General features: G+C 62.9%; 15 protein-coding genes. 6 read left to right on the top strand and 9 right to left on the bottom strand.

Annotated elements, in window-relative coordinates:
• Positions 1-226: 226 nt before the first annotated feature.
• The 4 genes from PGC08_RS03555 to PGC08_RS03540 all read right to left on the bottom strand — a co-directional run bounded on the left by PGC08_RS03555 (position 227) and on the right by PGC08_RS03540 (position 2,189).
• Positions 227-541 carry a DMT family transporter gene (locus tag PGC08_RS03555; protein ID WP_101557522.1) on the bottom strand — a complete coding sequence of 105 codons (315 nt, stop codon included), beginning with the start codon at positions 539-541 and terminating at the stop codon, positions 227-229.
• On the bottom strand, positions 538-894 hold the full coding sequence (locus PGC08_RS03550) for a DMT family transporter (protein WP_127362770.1): 357 nt from the start codon (positions 892-894) through the stop codon (positions 538-540). Before PGC08_RS03550 ends, PGC08_RS03555 begins: the two co-directional genes overlap by 4 nt.
• Positions 891-1,484, bottom strand: coding sequence for a TetR/AcrR family transcriptional regulator (locus PGC08_RS03545; RefSeq protein WP_271709534.1), 594 nt, complete (start codon positions 1,482-1,484; stop codon positions 891-893). The genes PGC08_RS03550 and PGC08_RS03545 overlap by 4 nt, the downstream gene beginning before the upstream one ends.
• A gap of 99 nt (positions 1,485-1,583) precedes the next feature.
• Positions 1,584-2,189 (bottom strand): TetR/AcrR family transcriptional regulator, encoded by a 606-nt coding sequence (locus PGC08_RS03540; RefSeq protein WP_009884360.1) that lies wholly within the window; start codon positions 2,187-2,189, stop codon positions 1,584-1,586.
• 53 nt (positions 2,190-2,242) lie between these two features.
• Here PGC08_RS03540 and PGC08_RS03535 point away from each other — a divergent pair, with 53 nt between their 5' ends.
• Complete coding sequence (locus PGC08_RS03535; RefSeq protein WP_114385159.1) at positions 2,243-3,232, top strand: alpha/beta fold hydrolase; 990 nt, start codon at positions 2,243-2,245, stop codon at positions 3,230-3,232.
• Positions 3,233-3,244: 12 nt separating this feature from the next.
• Here PGC08_RS03535 and PGC08_RS03530 read toward each other — a convergent pair whose 3' ends face one another.
• The 4 genes from PGC08_RS03530 to PGC08_RS03515 all read right to left on the bottom strand — a co-directional run bounded on the left by PGC08_RS03530 (position 3,245) and on the right by PGC08_RS03515 (position 8,767).
• The gene (locus PGC08_RS03530; RefSeq protein ID WP_271709533.1) at positions 3,245-4,036 is read right to left on the bottom strand and encodes an ABC transporter ATP-binding protein; all 792 of its coding nucleotides are present in this window, start codon (positions 4,034-4,036) and stop codon (positions 3,245-3,247) included.
• A 5-nt stretch (positions 4,037-4,041) separates the two neighbouring features.
• On the bottom strand, positions 4,042-5,082 hold the full coding sequence (locus tag PGC08_RS03525; RefSeq protein WP_193078779.1) for an ABC transporter permease: 1,041 nt from the start codon (positions 5,080-5,082) through the stop codon (positions 4,042-4,044).
• Between the two features lie 81 nt (positions 5,083-5,163).
• Positions 5,164-6,150: an ABC transporter substrate-binding protein gene (locus PGC08_RS03520; RefSeq protein ID WP_125240405.1), complete on the bottom strand. Its 987-nt coding sequence runs from the start codon at positions 6,148-6,150 to the stop codon at positions 5,164-5,166.
• Between the two features lie 334 nt (positions 6,151-6,484).
• Complete coding sequence (locus PGC08_RS03515) at positions 6,485-8,767, bottom strand: S9 family peptidase (RefSeq protein ID WP_271709532.1); 2,283 nt, start codon at positions 8,765-8,767, stop codon at positions 6,485-6,487.
• A gap of 224 nt (positions 8,768-8,991) precedes the next feature.
• Here PGC08_RS03515 and PGC08_RS03510 point away from each other — a divergent pair, with 224 nt between their 5' ends.
• From PGC08_RS03510 to PGC08_RS03500, 3 genes are read left to right on the top strand one after another with little or no spacing between them, the layout of a single operon-like run.
• Entirely contained in the window at positions 8,992-10,038 is a 1,047-nt protein-coding gene (locus tag PGC08_RS03510) for a Bug family tripartite tricarboxylate transporter substrate binding protein (protein WP_125187728.1), read from the top strand.
• A complete protein-coding gene (locus PGC08_RS03505; RefSeq protein ID WP_096168639.1) occupies positions 10,035-10,712 on the top strand; it encodes a tripartite tricarboxylate transporter TctB family protein in 678 nt (225 codons plus the stop codon). The genes PGC08_RS03510 and PGC08_RS03505 overlap by 4 nt, the downstream gene beginning before the upstream one ends.
• Before the next feature lies 1 nt (position 10,713).
• Positions 10,714-12,264 (top strand): tripartite tricarboxylate transporter permease, encoded by a 1,551-nt coding sequence (locus PGC08_RS03500; RefSeq protein WP_193084549.1) that lies wholly within the window; start codon positions 10,714-10,716, stop codon positions 12,262-12,264.
• An 88-nt stretch (positions 12,265-12,352) separates the two neighbouring features.
• On the opposite strand, the gene PGC08_RS03495 is transcribed toward PGC08_RS03500, so the two are convergent.
• On the bottom strand, positions 12,353-13,921 hold the full coding sequence (locus PGC08_RS03495; RefSeq protein WP_101598772.1) for an MFS transporter: 1,569 nt from the start codon (positions 13,919-13,921) through the stop codon (positions 12,353-12,355).
• 87 nt (positions 13,922-14,008) lie between these two features.
• On the opposite strand from PGC08_RS03495, the gene PGC08_RS03490 reads away from it, so the two are divergent.
• Positions 14,009-14,530, top strand: a complete 522-nt coding sequence (locus PGC08_RS03490) for a TetR/AcrR family transcriptional regulator (protein WP_009884350.1) — start codon at positions 14,009-14,011, stop codon at positions 14,528-14,530.
• Positions 14,531-14,883: 353 nt separating this feature from the next.
• A complete protein-coding gene (locus PGC08_RS03485) occupies positions 14,884-15,816 on the top strand; it encodes a hypothetical protein (protein ID WP_226829831.1) in 933 nt (310 codons plus the stop codon).
• Positions 15,817-15,965: the final 149 nt, after the last annotated feature.

Raw genomic sequence — 15,965 nt, 5'->3', positions numbered from 1 at the left:
TGCCAGCGTGGCCTAAGGCTCTGAACCGCACCACCCGATTGCTGCGCCTTCCCATGAATCATTGGCGTAACCAGCGGTGGGATGGGGTGCTGTGCGCGTGGCAGAAAGGGTCCGGGCACAGAGGTCTGCCCTGAAAATACCCGCCTGTGCCATACTTTCGGACCTTAACAGCTTCCTGTGAGCTTCTCAAAGGAATTCTGGCACTACCCGGCGCAGAAGAGGAAGTTCAGCCGAGCTCGACGAGGATGACTCCGACGACGATGCAGCCGATCCCCAACATCATCCGTCGGGTCAGCGGATCTTTCCAGATCACGCGCCCGAGCAGGCAGACCAGGACGACGCCGATGGCCGACCACAGACCGTAGGCGACGCCGAGCGGCATCCCCGCGGCGAGGGTGAGGCTGAGGAAGAAGAACGCAAGGGCATAGCCCGCGCCCACGGGAATGAGCCAGCGCTTCCGGTGCATTCCGACGCTGGCCTGCAGACTCAGGGTGGCACCGACTTCGCAGACGATTGACAGCAGCAGCCAGAACCAGCTCATGCGTTCACCTCGTCATCTGCTTCAAGCGGTTTTTCCTTGGTCGAGGTTTCGATCAGGACGACGCCGACGATGATGATCGCGATCCCGATCATGGCTCCGATGCTCAAGGTGTCACCGAAGACGACCATTCCGAGAACGGCGACGAGAGCGACGCCGAAGGCGGCCCAGGTCCCGTAGACGACTCCGATCGGCAGGCCCAAGCGAAGGGTGAGCCCAAGGAGAGTGAATGCCAGCGCGTAGGAGATGACGACGAGGGGAATCCAGAGGGGATTCTCGATGGTGGCTCGCAGCATCAGCGTTCCAGCGACTTCGGCGATGATAGCGCCGGTCAGCAGCGCCCATTTCCTCTTCATGCGTCCACCTCCTGCGCTGTCTTTTCCTGCTCTGTCTCTTCCTGTGCTGCCTCTGCGCTGTCGACGAGTGCCAGCGCGTGACCCCGGACGACTGCGAGGTCATCGGCCAGGAACACTCCGGTGGCCTCTGACATCCAGGCACCGTCGGCGCAGAATCGGGCCGTCGTCAGCAGGCCGCGAGCGCTTGCGCCGAGACCTGAGATGTCGAACCACGGGCTGAGGCAGCGATCCCACGATGCGGCAAGCGTGGGGTGATAGAGCGCATCGGAGAAGATCCAGTAGTCGGCTCGTGACACCTCGGCCGTGGTCGCGACCGAAACGTAGGCGCGATGCCGGTCGAACGCAGACAGCTCGACGGGCTCGCTGCCGGTATGGTCGTGCAGTCGCTGATGCCACTGCTGTGCGGCGTGATCGACGAGGCCGAGCATGAGCGCTTCCTTGTTCGGGAAGTGATACATCAGTCCCGGCTTCGTCAGGCCCGCGGCCTGAGCGACGGACTCGAGCGAGATGGTGACTCCTTGGATGGAGTCATTGCTCTCAGCCAGCGTCCTCGCAGCCTGCAGAATGCGCGCACGTGTGTCATTGACCATGCCTTTACTTTACCTTCCGGTTGGTAAAGTCCGCGAGGGGTGGGCAGGGTGAGACCAGTCACCGCCCGGTGTTGAGCGGCCACGCTCAGCGGGCAAGGCTCAGCCGGCCAGGTAGCGCGCCTCGATCAGCTCCACGATCTCTTCGCTGGCAGCCACAGCATCGAACTTCGGGTCTTCGACAGCCTCGGCGACTACCGCGTCGATGGCTCCGCCGATGATGAGCGCGGCGGTGCGCAGCTCGACTTCATCCGTTGCTCCGCGCGACTTTCGCGCCGCTGCCAGAAGGTCTGCCACCGGCTTCCACCGTGCCGAGCTCTCCGCCCGCTCCCCTCCGTGGATCAGCGCTTCGATGCTCACGCGGGCGTGGCTGGGATACCTGACGAAATGAGCCACCAGGGAACGCACATATGCAGCGGGACGCTCCTCCACCTCGGCGGCCTCAACCGCTCCACCGACCGATTCGACTACCGCGTCGAGCACATGCCGGTACACACTGCTGACCAGATTGGACTTGTCGGTGAAGTGGTAGAGGACGGTCGGCTTTGTCACTCCTGCGCGGTCAGCGATCTGTGACAGCGACACACCTGAATACCCATGATCAGCGAGGAGCTCGATGGTGACGTCGATGATCTGCACGCGCCGGGCACGCCGGGTGAAGGTCAACGCCGGTTCACGTGATCGTGCCTCTGCAGAGTCTTGTGTCATGCAGCGATTCTACCTTACGGTAGAAGTACTGACCGATCGTTAGAGGGGATCTGATGGACGCTGACAATGAACGACGCACCCGACCGTGGCTGCTGCGTCCTCGGGTGCTCGTGCCGATGATCGCTGCCCTGTCGATCGCGGCCCTCTGCGGATACTTCCTCCGGTCCCCATCGCCTGTCGGCCATTGGAACAACGCCGAGGGCGAGGCCGAGTTCTTCACCGCCTACGATCAGGCATTCGAAAGTATGCCGGAGCCGGCGGAGACGATGGACGTTCGCACCAGCTTCGGCGTTGTCCGCGTCTACCGGTTCGCCGGGACCGGAGACGCTTCACCGATGCTGCTGTTGCCGGGAACCGCTTCGTCGACACCGGTCTGGGCGGACAACATGCCGTCTCTGCTCAAGCTCGGCGACGTCTACACACTCGATCTCCTCGGCGAACCAGGCCGCAGCATCCAGGCATCTCCGATTTCCGATGCTGAGGACGAAGCCGAATGGCTCGCCGAGGCGATCGCTGCGCTTCCAGAGGACTCGGTGAACCTGATCGGGCTCTCGTTGGGCGGTTGGACGGCGGCCAATCTCGCCATCCGTCACCCGCAGCACGTGAAGACGCTGACCCTCATCGATCCTGTCCAGACCTTCGACGGCATACCAGTGGAGACGATCCTGCGCGCGATCCCCGCCACCGTGCCGTGGTTTCCCAAGGCCGGACGCGATGCCTTCAATTCGTATACGGCCGGAGGCATCGAGGTCGAGGATGTGCCGGTGGCAGACATGATCGAGGCCGGGATGCACCACTACTCGATGAAGAAGCCCCAACCGACTCGGATCACGGAACCGGAGCTGACCGACCTATCGATGCCCGTCCTCGCGATCATTGCGGGACGCTCGGTCATGCATGACCCGGAAACCGCCACAGCAACGGCACGGCGAGCTCTGGGCACCGAAGCAGTCCAAGTCTATGACGACGCCTCGCATGCCCTCACCGGAGAATATCCCGACGAGATCGCAGCCGACATCGGGGACTTCATCACTCGCCCCTGACTAGCGGCCCCGTCAGTTCAGCAGTGCCCGGTCCCCCAGTGTCGCGCCCTTGAGCTTGGAGAATTCACCCAGCAGAGTCTTCACCGTCAGCGACTTCTTCTCTTCAGCCGAGGCCTGATAGATGATCTCGCCCTCGTGCATCATGATGAGCCTGTTGCCCAGCGCGATCGCCTGTTCCATGTTGTGCGTGACCATGAGCGTGGTCAGCCCGTCATTGGACACGATCTTCTGCGTCAGATCCGTCACGAGTGCCGCACGCTGCGGGTCGAGTGCTGCGGTGTGCTCGTCGAGCAGCAGGATGCGCGGCTGGGTGAACCCGGCCATGAGGAGACTCAGCGCCTGGCGCTGTCCGCCGGAGAGCAGACCCACCTTGGTCTTCAACCTGTTCTCCAGGCCGAGTTCCAACGTGGCCAGCTCAACGCCGAACAGGTCCCGCCTCGCCGAGGTGGTCCCTCGCCCCAGCCCCCGTGTCTTGCCGCGCTTGAGCGCCAGAGACAGGTTCTGTTCGATCGTGAGGTCCGGAGCGGTGCCGGCCATCGGATCCTGGAATACTCGACCCAGATACTTGGCTCGCTTGTACTCGGGCATCCGGGATACCTCGGCGCCGTCGATCGTGATCGATCCGGAGTCGATGGGAAGTCGGCCCGAGATCGTGTTGAGCAGGGTCGACTTTCCCGCGCCGTTGGAGCCGATGACGGTGACGAAGTCGGACTCTTCGAGCTCGAGGGACAGGTTCTGCAGGGCCTTGCGTTCGTTGACGGTGCCGGGGAAGAAGGTCTTCGAGATGGTGTCGATCTTGAGCATGTGTCTCAGTCCTCCTTCGATTCTGAGCCGGCAGCTGTGCCTGCGGCCTTCGCAGACGACCCCGCGGTGACGCCGGTGGTGTCTTCACAGATGTCGACCGTGCCGGCAGGAACCTGGGCGCCCGCTTCGTTGGCAGGATCGTCGGCGGCCACACCCTTCTCGGGGGCCCGATTGCCACGGGATCTCAACGAGGGTATCCGTTTGAGGAATCCCCATCTGGGCAGCAGGAGCGCAATCACAACGAGCAGTGCGGTTGTCAGCTTCATGTCGTTGGTGTCGAGACCAGCACGCAGCGCCAGGAAGATGATGAGGCGGTAGATGACCGATCCCATGAGAGCTCCGAGGCTGGCCATGAAGATGTTGCGGCTGCCGAAGACCGCCTGCCCCAGGATGACCGAGGCGAGTCCGACGAGGATGAGGCCGATGCCCATGCTGATGTCGGAGAATCCCTGGTATTGGGCGATGAGCGCGCCGCAGAGTGCGACGAAGCCGTTGGACAGCGCCAGCGTGAGCATCGTCGTGTTGTCGGTGTTGACGCCGAGGCTGCGGATCATCTGTCGGTTGTTGCCGTTGGCCTGGATCGCCAGTCCCAGGTCGGTGGTGAGGAACCAGTCGATGGCGAACTTGAGGATGAGGGTGAAGGCGAGCAGCACGGCGATGGAGACCCAGGTGCCCAGCAGCATGTTCTCCCGCAGTGGGGTGAACACGGTGTCCTCTCGCAGGAGCGGGAGGTTCGCCTTGCCCATGATGCGCAGATTGATCGACCACAGTCCGATCATCGTCAGGATTCCGGCGAGCAGGCCGTCGATGCCGCCCTTGGTGTGGAGGAGTCCGGTGATGTAGCCGGCGATGAGTCCTGCGCCGATGGCTGCCAGGGTCGCCAGGAAGGGGTTGACCCCGGCGATGATCAAGGAGGCTGCGGTGGCACCACCCGTGGTGAAGCTTCCGTCGACGGTGAGGTCGGGGAAGTTGAGAACCTTGAAGGTCAGGTAGACCCCGAGCGCCATCGCTCCGTAGATGAGCCCGAGTTCCAGTGCTCCGAACATGTGTTTCCGATCAGGTGGTGATGTGAGGCGTGGGTAGGTGTCGCCGACCGGTCCCGTGACTCGGCCGGCGACGGGGGACGATCAGTCGATGACCTTGTCGGCTTCGTCGATGATCTTCTTCGGGATCTCAACACCCTGGGCCTTGGCGGCCTTCGGGTTGACGACGAGCTCAAGGTCGGAGCTGGTCTCCACTGGCATGTCGGCTGGCTTCTCACCATCCTGGAGGATCTTCAGTGCCATCTTGCCGGTCTGTTCGCCCAGCTTCGTGTAGTCGATGCCGCGAGTGATCGCCGCACCCTGTTCCACCTGACCTGCTTCAGAACCGACGAGGAGCGCCTTGTTCTTCTCAGCTGCCTGGACCATGGTTGTGACGGCGGAGACGACGTTGTTGTCGGTCGGAACATAGTAGGCGTCGACCTTGCCGAGGGAGTCCACTGCCTGCGCCAGCTCACTGGAGTTGGCGATCGTGGCTTCCTTGATCTCGACGCCCATGTCCTTCGCGGCCTTCTTCGCGAGCTCCACCTGCACCTCCGAGTTGACCTCGCCGGAGCTGTAGACGATGCCGACACTCTTGGCATCAGGCTTGAGATCCTTGACCAGTTGGAGCTGTTCGGCGACCGGGTTGAGGTCGGAGGTGCCGGTGACGTTGGCTCCCGGTGCATCGTCGGACTTCACGAGGCCGGCTTCTTGGGCGTCGGTGACGGCAGTGAAGAGCACAGGAACGTTGGTGATTGCCTGTGCGGCTGCCTGTGCTGCGGGGGTGGCCACTGCGAGGACGAGGTCGAGGTCTTCGTTGGCGAATGTCTGCGCGATCGAAGTCGCGTTGGCCTGCTCGCCCTGAGCGTTCTGTTCGTCCCATTCGACGGTGACGTCGGCGTCTTCAAAGGACTTCTTGAATCCTGCGCTGGCCGCGTCGAGTGCCGGGTGCTGAACCAGCTGGGAGATGCCGATCGAGTAGGAATCGCCGCCTTCCCCGCCACCGCTGGAGCCGTCTCCGCCCGAACATGCTGACACCGCAATAACCGAACTCACCGCCACAATCGCTGTGGCCAGATGCCTGAGACGCATTCTTCTCCCCTTTGAATAAACCGGTCCACCTGCGCAGAACCGGAACGAACCCTGTCACTTGTCCCCGGTCGGACCCATCGGTGGGCCGCACGTGGAACTGCAGACGCCCCACGCACCGACGCAGCTCAGATCATTCTGATTCCGCAGTCGGTCAGGGGTGCGACTGTGATGACAACCACTCTATTGGGCGCCGCTGACACGACCGACCAAAACAAGGTTTTGGAGACAATCGTCCCAGTATTGTTATCTGTCGCGACAAACGTCCCCTGGCGTCGCGCATCCGCCACCCAAGCGTCCTGGCACGGCGTTCCCGCGGGGATGCCGTGCCAGAGGATCAGGCATCGATGTCGACGTCCGATCGACCCAGCACATCAAGGATCCACGCGAAGTCGAAAGCGGTTTCCTTCCAGGAGTCATAACGTCCCGACGCGCCCCCGTGACCGGCGACCATTTCGGTCTTAAGCAGAGCATCGGCTCCGACCTCACGCAGTCGGGCGACCCATTTGGCCGGTTCGACGTAGAGGACTCGGGTGTCGTTGAGCGAGGTCACGGCCAAGATCTTCGGATGGGCCACCTCGGCGACGTTCTCGTAGGGAGAATAGGAGCGCATGTACTCATAGACGTCCTGGTCATGGAGTGGGTCTCCCCATTCCTCCCATTCGATGACGGTCAGCGGAAGTTCGGGCATGAGGATCGAGGTCAGTGCGTCGACGAAGGGCACATGAGCGCTGACCCCGGCGAAGAGATCCGGTGCCATGTTCGTCACCGCTCCCATCAGCAGGCCTCCGGCCGATCCCCCTGTGGCAACGAGCCTGTCCGGACTCGTCCACCCCTCGGCGACGAGGTGGCGTCCGGCGGCGATGAAGTCAGTGAAAGTGTTCTTCTTCGTTGTGGTTTTGCCCTGGTCGTACCAATGGCGGCCCATCTCGCCGCCGCCGCGCACGTGGGCGACGGCGAAGACGACCCCGCGGTCGAGCAGGGAGAGCCGAGACACAGAGAAGTACGGGTCCATGCTCATCTCATAGGAGCCGTACCCGTAGAGCACCAGCGGTGCAGGCTCGACGGGGGCTGCTTCGTGGGCGTCGGTTTCCCTCGCCGAGGTGGTGGTCGCTGAGGTGGTGGTGCCGTTGGCAAGTGCGATGAGGTCGGTGCGATAGACCAGGGAGATCGGAACCTGCGTTCCATCCTCGGCACTGGCCCAGACGAGGGATTCGCTGTAGCGGTCGAGGTCGACCGAGCCGAGGACGGGCTGGCGCTTGAGGACCGTGTCAGTACCGTCTGCCACGCTGTGCTGATAGATCACAGCGGGCGTGGACATGGAGGTGAAGAGCAGTCGGATGCTCGTCTGTGTGAACTCGGGATTGCCGGCGAATCCCAAGGTTCCGGTCTCTCGCGAGAAGGGCAGTTCCTGCAAAGGGCCGAAGGGGGACGCGGTGTCACCGGCCGTGGGCTGTTCATGCGCGGCCAACTCGATGATGCCGACTCGAGCGAATCCGCCGCGGCGATAGCTGACGACGATGAAACTCGCGAAGGCATCGACATCTTCGATGCGCAGCCCGTCGACGTCAGCGAGCAGCGCACGACCGATGGAGGTCGGATCGGCGACGATGTCCGGTTCGTCGACGGCATCGACGCTTTCGCGTGCTGTACCGGCTGGATCGGAGACGGGCACGTCGACGATGTCGAAGTCCTCGCGCTCCTGGTTGTGCGTGATGAGGAAGCGATCCTCACCGGCGATGATCGCGTGCTCCACAGAGTATTCGACCCCTTCGACGCGGGGCCAGACGACCTTCGGTGCGGATTCGAGGTCATCAGCTTCAAGCGACCAGAAGCCTGTGGTGGTCTTGGACCCGGTGACGATGAACATGTACTTGCCCGAGCGGGAGAATCCCGAGCCGACGAAGAAGCGCTCGTCGGGCTCGTGGAAGATGCAGACATCGTCGCTGCTGTCGGTGCCGACACTGTGACGCCAGACCTTCTCTGGTCGCCAAGCCTCGTCGACGGTGGTGTAGAAGACGTAGCGGCCGGTGGGGTCGATCGAGGCTCCGGCGAATGTGCCGTCGACGGTGTCGGGCAGATCCTCGCCTGTGCTCAGGTCGCGCAGTCTCAGTGTGTACCGCTCGTCGCCGGAATTATCCACGCCGAAGAGCAGATACCGGCCGTCGTCGGTCAGCGAGAAGGTGCCCAGCGAGAAGAATTCCTGGCCTTCGGCGGCGATGTTCGAGTCGAAGATGACCTCTTCGCCGAGAAGCGCCTCCTCGCCGACCTCGGGCGGAGTCCAGTCGTCGACATCCGCGATGGGCACGCGAACGCTGATCCCGTAGTCGAGCCCGGCCTTCGTTCGGGAGAAGTACCAGTAGCTGCCGCGCCTGGTCGGCACCGACATGTCGGTTTCCTTGATGCGGGTCTTGATCTCGGTGAATATCGATTCCCGCAGTGACTCGAGGTGGGAGGTCTGGGACTGCGTCCACTCGTTCTCGGACTCGAGGTGGGCGATGACCTCCGGGGACTCCTTCTCGCGCATCCATTCATAGTCGTCGACGAAGGTGTGGCCGTGATGGGTGCGCTCATGGGGGATCTTCTTGGCCACGGGGGCGCTGGGGGCAGTGTCGTTCATGGTCCCAGCCTAGCTACCTCGATGCCGACGACGCAGTACAGGATGACGAAGCACCTGAAACACCGCTGGGACCGGATGCCCTCGCGACGTTCCAGTACCGGGCCGGCGAGTGAGCAGAATGAGCAGAACGCGATCAGTGCGCACAAGCGCGTAATGTGACCTGCATCAATCTAAGCTATGACGAGCCTCACATGCAGTTCACAACAGATATGAAAGTTTGGTCAATGACGAACCAATCCGCCTCAGATCCTGGCGCAGATCCAGGGTCCGCGCCGCCCCATCCGACTCGGCGCATGTTCGGCCGAATCGCCTACGGCGCAATCGCAGTGGCAGCCATCGGGACGGCCACCACTTACTCGGTCAGAGCCGCAACAGCCAAGGGTGATCTCTCCTCCAACCTCACGCTCATCGCACCAGCCGGTGCCGGTGGCGGTTGGGACGGGTTCGCTCGGGAGACCCAGCAGGCCATGCGCGCGAACAAGCTGGCCAACAACGCCCAAGTCGTCAACATCCCCGGAGCCGGTGGCACCATCGGTCTCGGCAAGTTCTCCACCATGGGCGGGCAGGCCGACACCATTCTGGCCACAGGCACCGCGATGGTCGGCGGCATTGCACTCAACAAGTCACCCGTCGGGTTCGATGACACGACCTTGCTCGCCAGGGTCGCGGAGGACTACGACGTGCTCATCGCCGCCGCCGATTCCCCCTACGACACGATCGACGACGTCATCAGCGCCTGGAAGAAGGACCCGGAAGGGTTCGTCTGGACCGGCGGCTCCGCCGGTTCAGTCGATCACCTCACGATCGCCCAGCTGGCACTGCTGGCCGACATCCCCGCCTCGAGCATCACCTACATTCCCAAATCCGGCGGCGGTGAAGCGATCCAGACTCTGCTCTCGGGCACCACGGACTTCGCCTCCTGTGGCTTCAACGAGGTCTCTGACCAGATCGAGGCCGGCCGCGTCAAAGCAATCGGCGTGGCCGCACCGAAGCGCATCGCCGGTTTCGACGAAGTCCCCACGATGACCGAACAGGGCTACAAGGTGACGCTGACCAACTGGCGCGGCTGGCTCGGCGCCCCAGACATCACCGAGGACGAGGCCTCACAGCTTGTCGACATTCTCAAGCAGACTCGCGACAGCGCGGAATGGGCAGATGCCCTCGACCGCAACAAATGGACGGACGTGTGGCTGACCGGTGATGAGTTCAAAGAATTCATCAAAGAGGACACCTCCCGGATCGAGAAGCTGCTGAAGGAGTTGGGACTGTGAGCGCTCAGACGTCAACGAAGAAGAGAACCAGGACGGCCCACCTCGGCGCCGGGACCTGGTGGCAGGGTCGATCAGGTCTCCTGGTCCCCCTCATCATGGCAGGGTTCTCGACCTACCTGCTCATCGGCATCATCACGATGGACATCGCCGAGGACACCGATCCGCCGGGGCCGCAGTTCTTCCCGATGATCATCATGATCGTCGGCTACGTGCTCACGATCCTGCTGACGATTGCATATATCCGCAATCCCGAACCCGTCGATGTCGATGATGATCTCCCCGCCGAGGTGGAGGAGCAGAAGGCGTTCTCGACACCTGTGACGTCCGCGGTGTCGGCCTCACGTCTCGACCCGCACGAAGAGGATGAGCCGTCCCAGGATCGCAAGGCACTCGCCGAGGCGCGGGCCGCTGATTCGCGCCACCGCACGCACAGCGACTTCGTGTCTCTGGCCTGGGGCGCCGGAGGATTCGCGGCCTTCGCCCTCATCCTCGAGTTCGCCGGGTGGATCCTCGCCGCGGCACTCCTGTTCTGGTGCGTGGCCAGGTCGATGGGCTCAAAGCGACCCCTGTTCGACCTCACTATGGCGCTGACATTCTCATCTCTGGTCTACATCGCGTTCGCGGTGCTGCTGGGGCTCAATCTTCCTTCGGGAATCCTGGGAGGTGGCTTCTGATATGGACGCTCTCATGTCCCTCTTCGAAGGTTTCACACACGCATTGACGCCGATGAACCTGCTGTGGGTCCTCGTCGGCTGCTTCCTCGGCACAGCCGTCGGCGTCCTGCCGGGCCTGGGCTCATCGATGGCCGTGGCTCTGCTGCTGCCGATGACCTTCGCCCTCGACCCGACCGGCGCGTTCATCATGTTCGCCGGCGTCTACTTCGGCGGTCTCTTCGGCGACTCCACCATGGCCATCCTCATGAACACCCCCGGCCAGGCATCGGCGATCGCCTCGACGTTCGAAGGCCACAAGATGGCCCGCAACGGGCGAGCGCCGCAGGCTCTGGCCACGGCCGCGATCGGTGCGTTCATCGGCGGGTTCATCTCCTGCTGCCTGGTCGTCTTCGTTGCGCCAGCTCTGGCAGACTTCTCGACGAACTTCGGTCCCGCCGAGTTCTTCGCACTCGCCCTCTTCGCCTTCGTGGCGACCTCCTCGGTCGTCGCGGACTCCGTGCTCAAGGGCCTCATGGCTCTGGTGCTCGGCATCGGCTTCTCGGTCATCGGCATCGATTCGGTCTCCGGCACCGAACGTTTCACAATGGGCGTTCCCGAACTCTTCGACGGAGTTTCACTGGTCACGGTGACCGTGGCGATGCTGGCCCTGGGCGAGGTCTTCTTCATCGCCTCCCGGATCCGCCGCAAGGTCAACGACAATACGATCAACTCATCGGGTCGCCCCTTCCTCTCCCGCAAGGAGTTCGGTGAGGCGCTGCCCGCGTGGCTGCGCGGCACCGCGATCGGCCTCCCATTCGGCGTGATCCCCGTCGGCGGTGCCGATGTGCCGACGTTCATGTCCTATGGCCTTGAACGCAAACTCGACTCGAAGCGCAAGGATCCGCAGTTCGGCGACAAGGGTGCCATCCGCGGCCTGGCCGGGCCCGAGTCGGCAGGTTCTGCCACGACCGGCATCGCCATGGGTGCCCTGCTGGCACTGGGGCTGCCGATTTCCGCGACGGCTGCGATCATGCTCGCCGCATTCCGTCAGTACGGTCTGCAGCCGGGACCGCTGCTCTTCGACCGGTCCCCGGAACTCGTCTGGGGTCTGCTGGCGAGCTTCTTCATCGCCATGATCGTGCTGCTGATCATCAACCTGCCCTTCGCTCCCCTGTGGGCGAAGCTGCTCAAGATCCCGGATCCCTACCTCTACGGCGGCATCGCCGTGTTCTGCGGGCTGGGCATCTATGCCACCTCGGCGTCGCAGTTCGAGCTCATGATCCTGCTGGGAATCGGCATCATCAGCTTCGTGCTCAAACGCTACGGTGTGCCGCTGGCGCCGCTGATGATCGGCATGGTCCTCGGCCCGCTGGCCGAGTCCAGCCTGCGCGATGCCCTGCTGGCGTCGGGCAACGATGTCTCCGTCCTCGTGTCCTCACCGATCACGATCGTCCTCTACGTCATCCTCATCGGTGCGCTGCTCTACACGGGCATCGGTCGTGTGCTGGCACGCAGACGGCAGAAGAAGACCGTCGACGCGGCATCGCACGACAGCGAATCGGTCAGCTCATGATGTGAGGCGACGTGGCGGATGTGACGCCAGACGCGTTCGGTGGCCCGGACCGAAGGAGAATCCCCTTCGCTCCGGGCCACCGGCGCATTCACTGTGGAGAGACGTTCGCATTCCGCCCCACCGGGGGCCCGACCTTCCGGCTGAGGTCTCGAGACCGGCCCGCACCCTTAAGGCCGAAGGACGTGAGGACCGCAGCGATGAGCACCAGCACGACCGCAGCTCCCGCCGCCCATTGGACGCCGAGGTCGAAGGACGCCACAGCCGCCTCGGCGAGCTGGTCACCGAGGTGACCGCCTTGAGCACCCGCGTGCTCGAGTGACGATCCGAGAGTCTCGAACTCTGGCCCACTCGCCTTGGCGCCCAGCGTGGATTGCAGGTGGGAGCCGAAGACCATCGTCGAGAGTCCGCCGAGGACAGCAGTTCCCATGACCGATCCGAATTCGTAGGCCGTCTCAGAGATCGCCGAGGCGGCTCCGGCCTTGTGCGCAGGCACTGCGGACAGGATCAGATCATTCGTGATGACCTCGGCCGTACCTATGCCGATGCCCAGGATGAGGAAGGAGATGAGCATGCCCGCGACCGAATGCTCGGGAGTGAAGGCCACGATTCCGAGGCCGAACGCATTGAGCACAAGCGCGCAGGGAACGACCACGCGCGGCTGCAAGCGCGCCATGATCGGCACCGCCGCATACCCGGAGATGATCGCGGCGATGAGGCCGGGGATGAGGACGAGCGCCGCCTCGACCGGGGACAGCCCGAGGACCAGCTGGAGCAGCTGGGTGCCGAAGTAGAGGAACCCGGCCAGACCCATGACGCTGAGCAGGTTGGACGCCACTGCCGAGGTGAAGACCTTGTTGGTGAAGAGCCTGACATCGAGCAGCGGGCGCGAGGAATACAGCTGGCGCAGGACGAACCCGGTTCCCGCGAGCACGGTCACAGTCATGGTGCCCCAGAACAGCAGGTCTGCTCCGTCTGCCATGACGTGCTTGATGGCGTAGACGAGCGGGGTCAGCATGAGCATGGACAGCACGATCGACAGAGGGTCGATTCGACCCGGGTTCGGGTCACGCGATTCCGGCAGCAACACGATGGCAGCCGGGATGAAGATCGCGATCAGCGGCAGGTTGATGAAGAAGATCGCACTCCAGTGGAAGTGCTCGAGCAGGATGCCGCCGACAATAGGACCGAGTGCGGCGCCGCCTGAGAACATGGCGGACCAGGTGGCGATAGCGACTCGGCGGTCCTTGGCGTTGAGGAAGATGTTGCGGATGAGCGAAAGCGTCGAGGGCATGAGGGTGGCTCCGAAGATTCCCAGCAATGCACGGGAGGCGATGAGCATCTCCGCCGAGGTGGAGAATGCCGCCAGCAACGAGGCCAGCCCGAAGCCGATAGCGCCGATGACGAGCAGTTTGCGGCGGCCGACCCGGTCGCCGATGCTGCCCATAGCCACGAGGAGTCCCGCGAGCATGAGTGCATAGATGTCGACGATCCAGAGGAGCTGGGTGCCGGTGGGATGGAGGCCGGTGCTGATGGCCGGTATCGCGAATCCCAAGACGGTGTTGTCGATCGAGATGAGCAGAACAGGGATCATCAGCACAGCCAGACCAGCCCATTCGCGCCGGCCGGCGCGCACTTGTGGTGCCTGTGTGGTGAACATGAAATCTACTGTACCGTCTGGACGGTACAGTCAGCAAGAAGAGCCGCAGCAATGATTGGCCTGCGGGCTTCGACTAGGCTCAGCGCTATGGCACGAAACCCCTCCGACACCAAAGAGAGACTTCTCGACGCCTTCGACATCCTCCTCGACAAGCAGGGCATCTCCGGCGCAACCCTGGATGCGGTCGCGGCGAAGGCCGGCGTGTCCAAGGGAGGCCTGCTTTACCACTACGGTTCGAAGGCGGAGCTGATCAAGGGAAGCCTCGAACGACTCGACCGACTTGTCGACGAGGACGTTGCATCGATGAAGGCTGCCGGTGACCGCCTGCACATGTACTATCTCGAGACATCAGCCGAGACCGGTACGCCCCTGGACCGCAGCCTCATCGCGGCGAGCTGCCTGGCGCAGGAGAATGACGAAGCGAAGGATTCACTGCGGAAGACCAGAGAAGCATGGTTCGACGCACTTAATGAGCATCTCGGTGATCCCGATCTGGCGATGACGGTTCAGCTCATCGGCGATGGCATGTACTTCAATCAGAATTTCAGCCTCTCCCAGGACGAGGCTCTCAAACACGTCAAGAACGTGCTGGCACGGTTGGGACTGTAGACAACAAACCGGTGCAGCAACCCTGAACCCCGTGGACAGGGGATAGCCTCGGCGAACTTCGTCCGCACATGCGGAGCCTCCACGCGCAGCCATGCGCCTTAAGTGGCCATGCGCCTTACGCAGCCATGCGCCTTAGGTGGCCATGCGCCTTAGGTGGTCGAAACGGTCAGATTCCGCAGCCCAGAACGTGTCCATTCTGACCACCTAAGGGCCACGCTGAGCAATTTCTACGGCAGCAGGGGCCACCTTCTTGACAGTCACTTGCGCGCAGATTCCTGTGGACAGCCATTCTCTGTCCACAGGGCATAAAACAGCACTCCCCTTCCGGGCGAGAATGCTGCACGATAGCAATCATGTTCAACGACAGCAGATGGGAGATGCGCGACTATCCACGCTTGTTTGCAGCAAGTGAGGCAGAGGCTCTGGGGATCACCCGCCACTACCTGTTCAGAACACAACGCTGCCCGATCATACTTCCAGGCGTGCGCATGGACCGGGAGACTCTCGAGAGCCGCCGCACACCACGGTGGGCCGATGACCGCTGGGAATGGGACTCCTTACGCCTACGAGCGGCCCGAATGAAGTTCGATCAGTTGCTCGCCGATCATGCGACAGCGGCCCGCATCTACGGCTGGCCGATGCCGGCGAACTTCAGGACAGATCCCCGCCTCAGCCTGTGCACAGATGATTTGGCGTTGCGGGTCCGACTGCCGAACGTCACACTTCGTCGATCCGCGCAGATCACCGCTGCAAGGTGGCTCGATCTTCCTGTACTGGCTCCCGCCGACGTCTTCATCTCCATCGCGCCTGACCTGACGATCCGAGATCTGGTGAAAGTCGGGGATGCGGCTGTCGGCCGGTGGCACGGGCCGCCTCAGCTGACTGTCGACACGTTGACTGATCGAGTGGGGCAGCGCAAAAGGCTGAGGGCGCGTCGTCGCCTGCGTGATGCGATTGATCTGATCCGGCCCGGTGTCGATTCCCCGACTGAGACCGACCTGCGCCTATGGATCGTCTCCGTCGGACTTCCCGAACCGACTGTTCACCCGAAGATCAGCAGTGACCTGGACAGAGGCGACATAGAGCCCGATCTCGGCTACGAGAATGCACGTCTCGCGCTCGAGTACGAATGCGATCACCACAGGTCATCTCCAACCCAGTGGGCTCGAGACATCGAACGCGATGAAGCGATGAGGGATGCAGGTTGGACAGTGCTCAAGGTGACCCGCCGGACCGATTATCGCCTGCTCCAGGCCAAGATCCGCCGCCTTCTGGGCTTGACATGATTCGCATTGAGGCAGTCCAAAATGAGACGGCTCGCGATCTCGCATCTCGAGCCAGCCATCAGCAGCGCTCTCAGCCCCCGAGTTGAAATGTCACGACAGGGCAGAACTTCTTAGGTGGTCGAAATGGGCTGATTCGGACAATCGGAATC

Origin of the sequence: Brevibacterium sp. BDJS002, from assembly GCF_028201555.1 — a bacterium.
GTDB classification, from domain to species: Bacteria; Actinomycetota; Actinomycetes; order Actinomycetales; family Brevibacteriaceae; genus Brevibacterium; species Brevibacterium aurantiacum.
This window is presented reverse-complemented; position numbering and strand designations above follow the sequence as displayed.

Coding starts and splice junctions, on each gene's coding strand:
- PGC08_RS03555 (WP_101557522.1), bottom strand. CDS start 541: ATGAGCTGGTTCTGGCTGCTGCTGTCAATCGTCTGCGAAGTCGGTGCC.
- PGC08_RS03550 (WP_127362770.1), bottom strand. CDS start 894: ATGAAGAGGAAATGGGCGCTGCTGACCGGCGCTATCATCGCCGAAGTC.
- PGC08_RS03545 (WP_271709534.1), bottom strand. CDS start 1,484: ATGGTCAATGACACACGTGCGCGCATTCTGCAGGCTGCGAGGACGCTG.
- PGC08_RS03540 (WP_009884360.1), bottom strand. CDS start 2,189: ATGACACAAGACTCTGCAGAGGCACGATCACGTGAACCGGCGTTGACC.
- PGC08_RS03535 (WP_114385159.1), top strand. CDS start 2,243: ATGGACGCTGACAATGAACGACGCACCCGACCGTGGCTGCTGCGTCCT.
- PGC08_RS03530 (WP_271709533.1), bottom strand. CDS start 4,036: ATGCTCAAGATCGACACCATCTCGAAGACCTTCTTCCCCGGCACCGTC.
- PGC08_RS03525 (WP_193078779.1), bottom strand. CDS start 5,082: ATGTTCGGAGCACTGGAACTCGGGCTCATCTACGGAGCGATGGCGCTC.
- PGC08_RS03520 (WP_125240405.1), bottom strand. CDS start 6,150: ATGCGTCTCAGGCATCTGGCCACAGCGATTGTGGCGGTGAGTTCGGTT.
- PGC08_RS03515 (WP_271709532.1), bottom strand. CDS start 8,767: ATGAACGACACTGCCCCCAGCGCCCCCGTGGCCAAGAAGATCCCCCAT.
- PGC08_RS03510 (WP_125187728.1), top strand. CDS start 8,992: ATGACGAACCAATCCGCCTCAGATCCTGGCGCAGATCCAGGGTCCGCG.
- PGC08_RS03500 (WP_193084549.1), top strand. CDS start 10,714: ATGGACGCTCTCATGTCCCTCTTCGAAGGTTTCACACACGCATTGACG.
- PGC08_RS03495 (WP_101598772.1), bottom strand. CDS start 13,921: ATGTTCACCACACAGGCACCACAAGTGCGCGCCGGCCGGCGCGAATGG.
- PGC08_RS03490 (WP_009884350.1), top strand. CDS start 14,009: ATGGCACGAAACCCCTCCGACACCAAAGAGAGACTTCTCGACGCCTTC.
- PGC08_RS03485 (WP_226829831.1), top strand. CDS start 14,884: ATGTTCAACGACAGCAGATGGGAGATGCGCGACTATCCACGCTTGTTT.